The sequence below is a fragment of the Spirochaetota bacterium genome (genome assembly GCA_035477215.1).
Classification (GTDB): Bacteria; Spirochaetota; UBA4802; order UBA4802; family UBA5368; genus MVZN01.
Genome location: DATIKU010000007.1, coordinates 1 through 11736, shown reverse-complemented (window position 1 = coordinate 11736; position 11736 = coordinate 1). Strand labels below are relative to the sequence as shown.

Below are 11736 nucleotides of genomic sequence, written 5' to 3'. Positions count from 1 at the left end.
CAACTTGAACAAATGGATTTCAATTTTCTTTATCGATGGTTTATCGGATTAAAAACGGATGATACGATCTGGGATGAGACAGTATTCTCAAAGAACCGTGATCGACTGTTAAAGGGGGAGATTGCTGACAAGTTATTTGAGATAGTGATCACCCTTGCCAATAAGAAGCACCTGGCATAGGATGAGCATTTTACTGTTGATGGTACTTTGACGGAAGCCCGGGCAAGCTTAAAAAGTTTTCAGAGGAAGGGCGCTGAAAAGATGGATCGAGTATCTTTTATAATTTGCAGTAAGCGTTTACAATATATTGCGGATTCGAAATATCCCGGCAGCTCAAGGGTAAATTGGGGCAATACAGGGTGTAACAAGCGCTGTTTGTCGACGAAAAGCATTCAGATTCAGGTAAAAATGCACTTGTAAGATAAAATACGGAGAAAGTGGCGGATTCTCAGCATATTTTTGAGCAATATAGCTTGGTTTTTCGGGGAACTGTCAATAGAATACATGATATGGAAAGATTGGTAACGTCAAATTTGAAACTGGGAATTATTGCCGGCGGACAACTCGGGAAAATGCTAATTCAGGAAGCCAGCAAGTGGGACATCATAACATATGTTTTAGATAATGACGAAGATTGTCCTGCCGCAAAAATAGCCTCATATTTTATTAAAGGCAGTCACCTGGATTTTGATTCAGTTTACCAATTTGGAAAAGAGGTGGAATTGTTGACCTTTGAAATTGAAAACGTGAATATTGAAGCTCTTAAAAAACTTAAGTCAGAAGGTCACAGAATTGTACCTGACCCTGAAATATTTGAGTTAATACAAGATAAAGGCTTGCAGAAAGAATTTTATAAAAAGAATGGAATTCCGACTTCCCCCTTTAAACTCTGCGAATCCGAAACTGCTATTTTACAGGGTATTGAAAAAGGGGAAATAAATTTCCCGTTTGTGCAAAAATTAAGGAAGGGTGGATATGACGGGCGTGGAGTAGCTGTTATAAACAACCATGATGATTTAAAAAAAATACTTTCGGGGGCATCCGTAATTGAAAATAAAGTTGAGATAACAAAAGAAATTGCAGTAATCGCGGCACGAAACAGAAAGGGAGAAGTAAAATGCTACCCTGTGGTCGAAATGCTTTTTGACCCCAATGCAAATCTTGTGGATAAACTAATTTGCCCTTCGTCAATAGCTGTCGAACAATCGGAAAAAGCGATAAATTTTGCCAGCGAAATTATAGAATTGCTTAATATGGAAGGCCTGCTTGCTGTTGAGTTTTTTATAGATTCAAATGGCAGCATCATTGTGAACGAAATTGCCCCCCGCCCACACAATAGCGGCCATCATACAATTGAAAGTATCATTACATCACAATTTGAGCAACACTTGCGAGCAATATTAAACCTGCCTCTAGGAAGCACTAAACTTAAACTTCCCTCGGTAATGATAAACATTTTAGGTTCTGATGGGCACAACGGTCCGGTACATTATGAAGGATTAACGGAAAGCATGGCGATTGACGGTGTAAAGATTCATTTATACGGAAAAAAAATAACCAAACCCTACCGAAAAATGGGGCATGTTACCGTATTGTCCTCATCATTGGAGTGTGCATTGAAAAAGGCAGAAAAAGTAAAACAATTAATAAAGGCGAAAGCCTGGTAAGCGTCAATTTTCCCGCGTGAAATCCACCCTTGGACATTTTTTCTAAAATTTAGAACATGTTTCAATTCTCCGCCGTTTTACACGCTAATCTTTGAGCTTGACACGTAATAGTTAAGACATTATCTTGACGTTTCCGGCGCATGCGACGTTTTCACCGTAGCGATAGCGGAAGCAAAATGTGGCGAAACCCAAGCGAACGTAGTGAGCGCCGCGGGCATGCCTGGTTAGCCGCCGGAAAAACCGCGAGTCACAGGAGACGTATTGATAAATTCTTGCCTGAAGCCTTTGCGACTTTTGTTAAAGTAGAAAGTTTGATATCATCAGAATGATTTTCAATTCTTGAAATAGCACTTTTAGTGGTTTTAATTTTATTAGCCAATTCTTCCTGTGTTAAGCCGCTTTCTTCTCGCGCTTGGCGAAGTATCAAACCAATTTTAAAATTTTTCAGTCCTTCGTTGTAATTAAATGCAAACTCAGGATCAGACTTTTTTCTTTTATCAATATATTTTCGCAAATCACCCATTGTTTTCTCCTGAAAAGATAATCATTTTTATGGTTTTCTGCTTTAATTATTTCTTTTAAAGGAGTTTTCCGAGACTTTTTAATGAAACCATGTGTTAGTACAATAATCGAACCATGATCAAAAAAACAAAAAATTCGATAAATATTTGATCCAGATTGAATACGGCATTCCCGAATATCAGTATTAACCAATTTTTTGAAATATAAAGAAGGAAGCATACCCTGCGTTTCAAGGATTTCCAAGACCCAAGTAATTTTCTGTGCAACCTTACCTGGTAGAGAATTTAAAAATATTTCGACAGGACATTTACCATCCTTTGTTTTATAGAAAATTATTTCACGTTCCTATATCAGAAGTTAGCATACATGTGAACCAGCGTAAAATAATTTATCACAATAATACGGAAAAATTAAGCGGTTTTTCTGGCGGCTGACTCTTAGTCGTGTGTATGAACCAACCCGAGAACACCATGATTTCATATACACGCAGTTGAACGAAGCCGCTGCGGCACTGGCTATGGAGTTTAGAGGAGATTTCCCTTAACGAAGTGAAACGGAATGTATATGCAATGGAAGAAGGGGAAACTCCACACCCGGTGAGGCCGCCGCCGGTGACAATGCAATGCAGATGAGGATGATCCATAAGGTTTTGCCCCCAGTATGGAGGATGCTTAAAAATCCCACGTCGGCGCCAAGGTGTCGCGGATCGCCGGAAAGTTCCAGCAGAGACTCCGCGGCGCTTCTGAACAGGAGATCGTAAACGACCTTCTGGTTTCTGAGCACCGGCGGGTTGAGCATGTCCGGAAGCGTGAAGACCACATGGAAGTAATGGATGGGAAGCATATCCTTCTGTCTTTCCTCAAACCATTGCTCCCTTTTAAGAAACTGGCACTCCGGACAATGCCGGTCCCTGCAGGAATTATACAAGACGCGCAGTTTCCCGCACCTGTCGCAGCGATCGATGTGGCCGCCCGGCGCCTCGGTCCTGCATGATCCAATCGCGCGCATGACTCGAAAATGCCGCCCGGAGAGGGCGCGCACCCCCGGGCGAGCGGCACGATACCGCCGGCGGAGCGCCGGGCCGAACGCGTTACGCCTCCTTTTCCAGCTTGCGCCGTATGGCGGCGAGGTTTTCCCGCGCCGCCGGATTGGGGATCATGGCGAGCAGGCCGTCGAGCTTCTCGCACGAATACTCTCCGCAGTGCGCGCAGTTCGCGATTTTTTTCTCAATGCCGCAGAGCCGCACCGGGCAGTTGGTGCAGTGCCCGAAGAGCCTGCCGCTTTCGGCGTGGCAGCCGTCGCAGTTGATGTGCTCCGGTTTGAACTCGAATTTGAAAAGCTTCGTCCACATCTTCGCGACCCTGGCGCGCTCGGCGTCGTCGTCGCTTCGGGTGGCCCGGTACACCGGGCACGCGGCGCAGTCGAGGCCGCAGTGCGCTATCATCCCTTCCATAAAAATCCTCCTTTTCAACGCCGGTCGAATATATCCCTGAATTCCCCGCTCTCGAGGACCGAGCGTATCCACCCGGTGATGTCCGGCGAATCCATGAAGGGCCCCTCGCGATACAGGTCCCTTAGCTTCGCGGAATATTTTTTCTCGAGGCTTTCCACGCGTTCACCCAACGCCTGTGACACCCGGATGGCCGTGCGAGCGCTCATGGGCCTCTCCGGATCGATGAGACCGAGCCGCACCTGGGCGTCGGCCGAGCGCGCGCAGCGGCACGGGTTGTCCTCGCTTATAAGGCCGCACTTGCGGCTGAAGAAGTTATACACCTTTTCGCGCGAGCGCGAGAGGATCTTGCGAAAATTGGCGCGGCTTATGTCAACGATCCCGCTCCCCACGGCGTCGCTTACATCGAATATCTCGCCGAGGATGAACACGATCCGGGAGCGGCGGTCCAGGCAGAGGAGCATTCCCGTGATGCACGCCATCCTGGACTCGCCGGCGAGGACGCGGTTTTCGGGCATTGACGATTCCCTGCGATCCACGATGCGCTCGACCGCCGCGAAGTAGTCCCCGTCCGCGGCAAGGGAGGAGAACGGCTCCTCCCGGCGCGCCTTTTTCATGGTAAGCACGTGGTTCGCGACGATGCGGTAGAGCCAGGTGCGGAACTCGCCCCTTTCGGGATCATACGAGGAGAGGCGCGTGATGAGCTTTATGAGGATCTCCTGCGTGACGTCCTCGGCCTCATCCGGGTCGAACACCATTCGGCAGGCGATGTTGTATATCCACGGCTGGTGGCGGCGGACGAGCCGCTCGAGCGAGGCGGCGCCGCCGGCGAGCGATTCCCCGACGAGCGCGACGTCGTCCGCGTGGCCCACGTCGTCGCCGAATGGATTGTACAATGCCGATCTTTCCCGTCCCATGCTCTTTATACCCCCGTAAACGCGGAGTGTGACACGGCGGCGCGGAAAAGCACAGGATTTATTTGCGGACACCCGGCGCGGGGCGGATACCGCCTCCATCGTGCGCGCGGCCGGCCTGGACGCGGCGTCGCTGGATTCAGAGCGGACGCGCATCCCGCTTGCGGTGGTGGACCGCCTGCGGAGAGCCATAGCCGGGACGCTGGACGATCCGTTCCTCGGCCTGCATTTCGGCGAGGCCTGCGGAAAGCATGGCGGGGGCCATTTCCTTTTCGCCATCATGAACAACAGCGAAACCCTGCTGAAGGCCCTTCAGTCGCTCATACGATACCACGGCCTGATGACACACATCGTGAAGCCCGCCCTCTCGGTCGCTGACGGAAACGCCCACCTGACGCTCGACTACCGGCTCGAACACGCGTCGGTTACGTGTCATCTTCAGGACGCGGCATTGAGCCTGCCGGCAACCGTTCTTCGCGGGATTACGAAGGATGAGATACGCTTCGGGAATTAATTCCAGAAGGCGCCAGTCACCGCAGGCCGGTTATCGAATATCGCCGAAGGCCTGAGAAAGGACCAACCGGTCTCAATAATACGGCCCCCCTTTATCAAAGGGGATCTGCCAGCGGCTGAGAGGATTCGTTGCGCTTCATGATGCGTCAGAGCCCAATCCCCCGCTCACCACTTAAATTGCCGCGGGTAACGCACACCGGTCGGCTTGCCGCCGACGTAACGAATCCTCCCGCCTCCGGGCCGGCTAAAGACGCGACCTCCTGTCGCAACGCCGGCATTAGCACATCGTGTGCGGCACACACTCCTTCGATAAAAGAGGCTCCCGTTGGATGTGCTCCTGGTTGTTCTTATCTTTTCTGAACTCCCCTTTCTCTTCCCCGAGGAGAAAGGGGCCGGGGGGATGAGTTGGTCGCGCAGGCGATGATTCGAACCGTCGCCTGCGCAATCATCCCCGCGCGAAACTCTCCTTCGCCGGATTATAATACCCCATCCCGATCGAGGGAAACTCCGTTCGCAGGCGGGCGATCATGGCACGCACCCCGATCGGCTCCGACTCGCGGAAACCGATGCGGTCCAGGTAGAGGTCCGGGTCCATGTTGAGGTTGCGCGCCTGTATCATGTTGACCGGGAACTCGCGGAGAAAGGCGCGAAGCGACTCCCACTCGCTTTCCATGTCGGTGAAGCCCGGGAGGAAAAAGAGATTGATCGAAACGAAGATTCCCGCCTCGAGCGCCACGGCGAGCGAGCGCTTTACGTCGTCAAAGCCGTAGTTCCGCGGCCGGTAGTAGCGCAGATAGTACTCCTCCGTGGGCGAGTTCAGGCTTATGCGTATGGAATCGAGCCCGGCGTCTATGAGCGCCTTTACGCCTTCGGGCACGGAGCCGTTGGTGTTCATGGTGATGGTGCCGCGGGCCGTCTTCGCCCGCACAAGGCGCACCGCGCGCGCGAGGTCTGGTGCGCGCAGCAGCGGTTCGCCCTCGCATCCCTGGCCGAAGCTCGCCACCGACGAATCGACCTTCATCACGTGATGCAGAACGACCTGGGCGATCTCCTCGGGCGTCGGCGCGAAATCAAGGCGCTCCTGCGACTGGCAGAAGCCCGACTCGCCCGCGTCCTGGTACGAGAGACAGCCCAGGCAGCGCGCGTTGCAGGCCGGCGACGTCGGGAGCGGCGCCTCGAAGCGGCCCAGGAAGAAGTTCCGCGCGCAGAGGCAGCGGTAGCCGGTGGCGCAGCGCTCGAGCTGGCGCACCAGCCGGTTTTCCGGATAACGCTCTTTTACCTCCGAGGCCCGCGCGGCAAGCGACGCGTCGTCGATGTGCAGGCCGGGGTCCGAGCGGGGATCCTCGTCCACCCTGAAAGCCGGCGCGTAAAACTCGCCGTCGACGAGGACGAGCCCGGCGTAGGCCCACAGCGGAAGCTCGGGCGCGTCGGCGGACTTTACGTACGCGGGCAGGTGCGTGCGCAGGTAGCCGGAGCAGAGGAAGGAGGCCGCGGCCCACATCTCGGCCCCGGCGGCGTCGCGGTCGACCGGGGTGAAGCCGTTTCGTTTATCATGGAAGACCGGCGTGCGCCCGGGCATGGAGAAGAGCTCGCTCCCGAACGGGAGTTTGATGAGGTCGGCGGCCTCGACGCGCACGAAGCGCCGGCCCACCCTGAAGGCGGGCTCGAGGCCGGGCATCTCGTAGATGGTGCCGGCCGTATCGCAGTAGGCCGGTCGTGGTCCGGGCCGGCGTTGCCGGTTCGATCGACGGCGCACGGCTTCTCCGCGCCGGTCAGACGACATTCAGGCCGGAGATGAGCAGCGCGATGAGTACGACGGCAAGCCCGCCTCCACCCTTCGCCGCCCGGGCCATCGTACGGTTGAGCCGTTTTTCGATGTGTTTGATGAGGGTCGAGAGGCGCTCCTGGCGCTTCTCGAGCTCGCGGTAGCGCTTGTCTTTGCGGATTGCCGCCCTGTCGAGACCGTCGCCCTCGAGGCGCGCCTTGAGGTCCATCCGCTCCGTTCGGACCGCTCGCCAGTCGGCGCGCTTTTCGTCGAGCTCTTTCTGAATCCCGGCCAGACGGCCGGTCTCGAGAGGATCCTCTTTATCCACGTTCCATCTCCCGACGATCGTCCGGGGGCGCGCGTCAGGCCCGCCCTATCTCCAGAACGTCGCCTTCTTTAAGTATAGCGTCCGCATAGCCGGCGGGGGGCACGAAGGTATCGTTGATCTGAACGGTAATCCTCTCGGGGTTGAACCGGTAGAGCACCAGAAGCTCCTGGAGCGTGGACTTCTCGAATTCGATTTCCCTATAGTTTACCGTTATCTTCATTCGGTCAAGCTCCATTCATAGATCAGTATCGCCGGGAGCACGATCGCCGCCGTCTCCGCACGCAACTGCGTACGGCCGAAACCCATCACGCGCCAGCCGCGCGCCGCGGCCGCCTCTATCTCACGCCTGGAAAACCCGCCCTCGGGCCCCACGAAAAGCGCCGCGTCCGCCGCAACGCCTTCCATCCTCCGGATGTCGCGGGCGCTCATCCCCCCGCCGGGGTGCGCGATAATCCTCGCGCCGACGCCCTCCCCGAGCGCCCCGTCGAAGGCGAGCACGCGGCCCACCGGGGGCACGTCGGCCCGCATGCACTGCTTTGCCGCCTCGGTCGCTATCCTGTTCCAGCGCTCCAGGCGCCTGGATTCCTTCTCCTCGATATCGGGGACCGTGCGCTCGGTCACCACCGGAACGATGCGCGACACCCCCAGCTCCGCCGCCTTCTGCACCACCAGGTCGAATTTCTTTCCTTTAAGGAGCGCCGAGTACAGCGTCAGTTTCAATGTTACGACGCATGGCGTTTTTTTGTCAATGATTTCAGCGACAAGCGCGTCATCGCCGATCGAGAGTATCCGGGCCGAGACGCCCGCGCCGTCGGGAAGCCGCAGTTCGATCGGATCGCCGATGGCGACCCGGCGCACGTGTACCAGGTGATGAAAGTCCTCGCCGCGCACCGCGCAGCGGCCGTCGGCCAGGTCGAGCGGGCGTACGAAATACTGCGGCATCAGCCCTTTTCTCCAAGGCGCTGGTGGAAGAAGATGGTCTTGTCGAAGTTGATCGACTCGTCGAAGCCGAAAAATTCCAGTATCGTCACCGTTCCCCTGCGCAGGTCGAGCATGTCGTAGCGCACCGGCACGATCCTGTTGCCGCGCGACATGGTCTTTGCAACGACGATGCTCTTGAAGACGACCTTGTCGTTGTCGTGGAAATCGATGCGAAGCGGCACGTAGTCCTTTTTGGCGGCATACAGCGTCAGCCTGCCGTAGCTCCCGCCCTTGTAGATGGGATCCAGGCGCAGCCGGTAGGTGTCGCGCCCCTTTATTAGGGCATCGCCCGTGATAACGGCGTTGTAGTTGGCCTGGTAATCGGCGTTTGAGAAATCGATGAACGAAAAGTTTGTGCCCAGCAGCGGATCGTACTTGTCGACGTCCATCTTGCGGAAGAGCTTCTGCGCGTGGATCGCGTACACCCAGATATCCTCACCGGCCTGGTTGTAGAGCACCCGCAGTTCGTCGCCGCGGCTTTGAGTACTGAAGGTGAAGAGAAAATCGCTCTCCGCGATCCGCCCCATGAGGTTTATGACCGTGGAGGTTCCGTCCGGGAGGATATGCAACAGTTTCCCTTTTATCTCGCCGCGCGGATACGCGAGGATGCGGTCCACCCGCGCCACGATATCCTGCGCTGTAAGCTCGATCTCGCGCCGATCCTGGGCCGGCACGGATGGCGCGCCGGTCAGCAAACCAAAAAACAGCGCGGCCGCGATCAGTACCGGCCTTAAAACATCACGATGCACGTCGATTCCCTTCCGTTTTTATCGCTCTATACCGCTCCCCGGCGGCCCGGGCGCGCCGGGCGGCGGGATGTACGTTTCAATATCGCTTCCCGCCCGCGCCCGAAATGACCGGGGGCGTTTACCATCACGCCGGGGCGTGCGTACTCACACGGCGCCCATCCTACAAGAAAAACCACAGACGGCGGAAAAGACAAGCTTTTTAACAGGGGGCGCGTCTCCGGGGAAATGGCGGCCGGCGTCCTACAGCTCCGAGCGGTAGTAGCGGTCCATGTGGTCCGTGTCCAGGTCGGGGCGGAGCTTCCTGGCCTCGCGGAGGTAGAGGTGGATGATGTCCTCCTGCGGGCGGTCCGTGTTGACGTGGAGCAGCACGCGGATGCACAGCGGCAGGCTCCCCTGCACGGGGATCTCGCGCGTGCACATGAGCGGCGTGTATATCCAGCCCATACGCCGCGCGGCCACCGCGGGGAATTCGGCGTCGATGTCTCCGGTTACCGAAAAGACCGCCGAGGCGATGTCGGCGGGGGCGATCCCGTTTCTCTCAACGAGCGCGCGCAAGAGCTCCCCGGTTCGTTCGAGTATCTCCTCCCGATCGTTTTTCCCGACGGTCGTCGCTCCCCGCACTCCCCGTACAGGCATCGCTCAATCCTCCATCAGTTCAATGTCCGCGCCGAGCGAGCACATGAGCTCCCTGAACGCGGGAAAGGTCACCGCAACCGACTCGGCCGTGTCGATCGTCGTCTCGCCCCGGGCGGCAAGGGCCGCCACCGCAAGCGCCATAACCACGCGGTGGTCCGCGTGCCCGCGCACGGCCGCCCCCGAAAGAATGCTCTGTCGTATAACAAGGCCGTCGGGCGTCTCGCAGATGCCGGCCCCCATCTTCGAGAGCTCTGAACGCATCACCGCTATCCGGTCGGTCTCCTTGAGCCGCGCCTGCGGCACGTTGACCAGTCGCGTCTCGCCGCGCGCCAAGCACCCGGCGACCGCGAGCGCCGGAAGGGCGTCGGGAATGGCGTTGAGGTCGAAGACGCCGCCTTCGAGTTCACCGCCTTCCACCGTTATGGAACGTTCGCTCTTCTCCACGCGCGCGCCCATGCGCTCGATGATATCGACCACCGCCTTGTCGCCCTGCGTATCGGTAAAGTCCAGGCCTTCAAGCGTGATGCGCGCGCCGGTGACCGCGGCCGCCACCACGAAAAAGGTGGCCGAGGAAAAATCGGCCGGTATGGATTCGCGAAACGGCCTGTAGCGCTGGCCTCCCGGCACGATGAAGCGCTTCATGTCTTCGTTCTTGTACACGATCCCAAGCCGGTCGAGCCATGCGAGGGTCATGGAAACGTACGGCGCCTCGTTGAGGAGCGGCACCTCGATGACGGATTCATTTTCAGCGCACGGCGCGGCGAGAAGGAGCGAGCTGAGGTACTGCGAGGTGTGCGCCTCCACCGAGGTGCGCCCCCCCTTCATGCGTCCGCGAATGACCACCGGCGGCATGTCGTTCCCGCGCGTGGACTCGGCCCGGCAGCCCAGGTCGCGCAGCGACGCGAGGAGCGGCCCCGCCGGGCGGCTCCGGATCTGATGGTCGCCGGTGAAGACGGTAATCCCCTCCGCGAGCGCGGCGACGCCCAGGCCCATGTAGAGCGATGTGCCCGAGTTCCCGGTATCGACGACGTCGTCGGGCACGGCGACGTTTCCGCCGCGGCCGGTCACGGTCCAGCGGCCGCCCTGTTCGCGCACGTCGGCGCCGAAGCGGCGCACCATGGCCAGGCACGAGCGCGTGTCCGCCGAATCGAGCGGCGAGCCGATGACCGATTCGCCGTCGGCGAGCAGCGCACACACCAGCGCGCGGATGGTGTGCGACTTGGAGCCGGGAACGGCGACGGCGCCGCCGAGGCCTGAGGGTTTGACACGGTATCTCATGATCAGACGCCGAGCATGCGTACATCGGAGGGTATTTGTCAAGAGGGTTTCCGCGCCTTCACATCACCCCAAAAATTTTTGCGCCGCGCAAATAATCGCGCGTATGCCGCCCCGTCAACCATCGCCCTCCCTGCCCCGCACGGCGACGTCCGCACGCACTGCCCATAATAAATATATATGAGAGGTTATTCAATGAACGTTTCGCGCGCGCTATCCGTCATCCTGTCGCTGTGCATATTGAGGTCAATCCCGGCAGCTCCTTCAGCTTCGACTCATCCGGCATCGGTCTCAACGCCGAGCCGGGCATCGTGGTGCTGCTGAACGAGCAAACCGTGCTCAGCCTGGGTTTTCGCTTCCAGTACGTGCGCATGACAATCAGAAACGCCGAGGGCCTGGACGACACGGAGGGGCTCAACGACTACGTGTACGGCGCGTACCTGGCGGCGCTGTACCGGCTGTGAAAAGCTCGACGAAGACGATGTGACGGCACGAAGGCGCGGACGTCCGCGCCTTCGTAGCGCGAATCAGAACACGTACACCGCGCTTATGAACATCCCGTAGAGGTAGTCATTGAACCACTCATCGGTTCCACCGTGGTAATCCCTGGTCTCGGTGAAGCGCACTCGCAGCCACTGGAAGCGCAAACCAAGCGAGATGATGGGAAGGCCGCCGCCGGGATTGAAGCCGATGGCCGGTTCCACGTTGAGGCCGTACTGTTGCATTCCGGCTTTTTCAAAAGGTTCGTTTACGGCCGTAAAACCATCGAATGGTGGCGCACTGGTACTATCATCGCTGTATCGGGTGTTTTTCTTAACATCAAATACACCGATCATGTAGAGCGCGGACAGGTTTGCCAAAACAAACACCCGGTCGTTCAGCGGAAGCGACATCCCGATACCCAGCGCCGGGCCGTGGAATGGCGTGACGACATGC

Annotated in this window: 18 protein-coding genes; 4 read left to right on the top strand and 14 right to left on the bottom strand. The window is 57.3% G+C overall.

Annotation, left to right across the window (positions count from 1 at the left end; genetic code table 11):
• On the top strand, positions 1-180 hold a 180-nt coding region (locus VLM75_00960), incomplete at its 5' end, for a transposase (GenBank protein HSV95481.1).
• Between the two features lie 257 nt (positions 181-437).
• Positions 438-1667 carry a 5-(carboxyamino)imidazole ribonucleotide synthase gene (locus VLM75_00955; GenBank protein ID HSV95480.1) on the top strand — a complete coding sequence of 410 codons (1230 nt, stop codon included), beginning with the start codon at positions 438-440 and terminating at the stop codon, positions 1665-1667.
• Positions 1668-1914: 247 nt separating this feature from the next.
• Here VLM75_00955 and VLM75_00950 read toward each other — a convergent pair whose 3' ends face one another.
• The 6 genes from VLM75_00950 to VLM75_00925 form a co-directional block, all read right to left on the bottom strand.
• Entirely contained in the window at positions 1915-2190 is a 276-nt protein-coding gene (locus VLM75_00950; GenBank protein HSV95479.1) for a helix-turn-helix transcriptional regulator, read from the bottom strand.
• On the bottom strand, positions 2112-2483 hold the full coding sequence (locus VLM75_00945) for a type II toxin-antitoxin system RelE/ParE family toxin (protein ID HSV95478.1): 372 nt from the start codon (positions 2481-2483) through the stop codon (positions 2112-2114). The genes VLM75_00950 and VLM75_00945 overlap by 79 nt, the downstream gene beginning before the upstream one ends.
• 97 nt (positions 2484-2580) lie before the next feature.
• Positions 2581-2832: a hypothetical protein gene (locus VLM75_00940; protein HSV95477.1), complete on the bottom strand. Its 252-nt coding sequence runs from the start codon at positions 2830-2832 to the stop codon at positions 2581-2583.
• Positions 2730-3197: a transposase zinc-binding domain-containing protein gene (locus tag VLM75_00935; GenBank protein HSV95476.1), complete on the bottom strand. Its 468-nt coding sequence runs from the start codon at positions 3195-3197 to the stop codon at positions 2730-2732. Before VLM75_00935 ends, VLM75_00940 begins: the two co-directional genes overlap by 103 nt.
• An 82-nt stretch (positions 3198-3279) precedes the next feature.
• Entirely contained in the window at positions 3280-3642 is a 363-nt protein-coding gene (locus VLM75_00930; protein ID HSV95475.1) for a DUF3795 domain-containing protein, read from the bottom strand.
• Between the two features lie 14 nt (positions 3643-3656).
• Entirely contained in the window at positions 3657-4556 is a 900-nt protein-coding gene (locus tag VLM75_00925; GenBank protein HSV95474.1) for an RNA polymerase sigma factor, read from the bottom strand.
• 28 nt (positions 4557-4584) lie between these two features.
• Here VLM75_00925 and VLM75_00920 point away from each other — a divergent pair, with 28 nt between their 5' ends.
• The gene (locus tag VLM75_00920; GenBank protein ID HSV95473.1) at positions 4585-5067 is read left to right on the top strand and encodes an AraC family transcriptional regulator ligand-binding domain-containing protein; all 483 of its coding nucleotides are present in this window, start codon (positions 4585-4587) and stop codon (positions 5065-5067) included.
• 444 nt (positions 5068-5511) lie between these two features.
• Here the strand turns inward: VLM75_00920 and VLM75_00915 are convergent, their stop codons facing one another.
• The 7 genes from VLM75_00915 to aroA all read right to left on the bottom strand — a co-directional run bounded on the left by VLM75_00915 (position 5512) and on the right by aroA (position 10803).
• Positions 5512-6822 (bottom strand): radical SAM protein, encoded by a 1311-nt coding sequence (locus VLM75_00915; GenBank protein HSV95472.1) that lies wholly within the window; start codon positions 6820-6822, stop codon positions 5512-5514.
• 16 nt (positions 6823-6838) lie between these two features.
• Positions 6839-7159: a hypothetical protein gene (locus VLM75_00910; GenBank protein ID HSV95471.1), complete on the bottom strand. Its 321-nt coding sequence runs from the start codon at positions 7157-7159 to the stop codon at positions 6839-6841.
• Positions 7160-7193: 34 nt separating this feature from the next.
• Positions 7194-7379, bottom strand: a complete 186-nt coding sequence (gene thiS / locus VLM75_00905; protein ID HSV95470.1) for a sulfur carrier protein ThiS — start codon at positions 7377-7379, stop codon at positions 7194-7196.
• Positions 7376-8101, bottom strand: coding sequence for an RsmE family RNA methyltransferase (locus tag VLM75_00900; GenBank protein HSV95469.1), 726 nt, complete (start codon positions 8099-8101; stop codon positions 7376-7378). The genes thiS and VLM75_00900 overlap by 4 nt, the downstream gene beginning before the upstream one ends.
• Positions 8101-8889 carry an outer membrane lipoprotein-sorting protein gene (locus VLM75_00895; GenBank protein ID HSV95468.1) on the bottom strand — a complete coding sequence of 263 codons (789 nt, stop codon included), beginning with the start codon at positions 8887-8889 and terminating at the stop codon, positions 8101-8103. The genes VLM75_00900 and VLM75_00895 overlap by 1 nt, the downstream gene beginning before the upstream one ends.
• Before the next feature lie 240 nt (positions 8890-9129).
• A complete protein-coding gene (aroH, locus tag VLM75_00890) occupies positions 9130-9525 on the bottom strand; it encodes a chorismate mutase (GenBank protein ID HSV95467.1) in 396 nt (131 codons plus the stop codon).
• A gap of 3 nt (positions 9526-9528) precedes the next feature.
• The gene (gene aroA, locus VLM75_00885) at positions 9529-10803 is read right to left on the bottom strand and encodes a 3-phosphoshikimate 1-carboxyvinyltransferase (protein ID HSV95466.1); all 1275 of its coding nucleotides are present in this window, start codon (positions 10801-10803) and stop codon (positions 9529-9531) included.
• Between the two features lie 230 nt (positions 10804-11033).
• Between aroA and VLM75_00880 the strand changes: the two genes are divergently transcribed.
• On the top strand, positions 11034-11264 hold the full coding sequence (locus tag VLM75_00880) for a hypothetical protein (GenBank protein ID HSV95465.1): 231 nt from the start codon (positions 11034-11036) through the stop codon (positions 11262-11264).
• Between the two features lie 63 nt (positions 11265-11327).
• Here VLM75_00880 and VLM75_00875 read toward each other — a convergent pair.
• Positions 11328-11736: hypothetical protein (locus tag VLM75_00875; GenBank protein HSV95464.1), on the bottom strand; the 409-nt coding region annotated here is incomplete at its 5' end.

Coding starts and splice junctions, on each gene's coding strand:
- VLM75_00940 (HSV95477.1), bottom strand. CDS start 2,832: ATGGATCATCCTCATCTGCATTGCATTGTCACCGGCGGCGGCCTCACC.
- aroH (HSV95467.1), bottom strand. CDS start 9,525: ATGCCTGTACGGGGAGTGCGGGGAGCGACGACCGTCGGGAAAAACGAT.
- aroA (HSV95466.1), bottom strand. CDS start 10,803: ATGAGATACCGTGTCAAACCCTCAGGCCTCGGCGGCGCCGTCGCCGTT.
- thiS (HSV95470.1), bottom strand. CDS start 7,379: ATGAAGATAACGGTAAACTATAGGGAAATCGAATTCGAGAAGTCCACG.
- VLM75_00925 (HSV95474.1), bottom strand. CDS start 4,556: ATGGGACGGGAAAGATCGGCATTGTACAATCCATTCGGCGACGACGTG.
- VLM75_00900 (HSV95469.1), bottom strand. CDS start 8,101: ATGCCGCAGTATTTCGTACGCCCGCTCGACCTGGCCGACGGCCGCTGC.
- VLM75_00930 (HSV95475.1), bottom strand. CDS start 3,642: ATGGAAGGGATGATAGCGCACTGCGGCCTCGACTGCGCCGCGTGCCCG.
- VLM75_00950 (HSV95479.1), bottom strand. CDS start 2,190: ATGGGTGATTTGCGAAAATATATTGATAAAAGAAAAAAGTCTGATCCT.
- VLM75_00935 (HSV95476.1), bottom strand. CDS start 3,197: ATGCGCGCGATTGGATCATGCAGGACCGAGGCGCCGGGCGGCCACATC.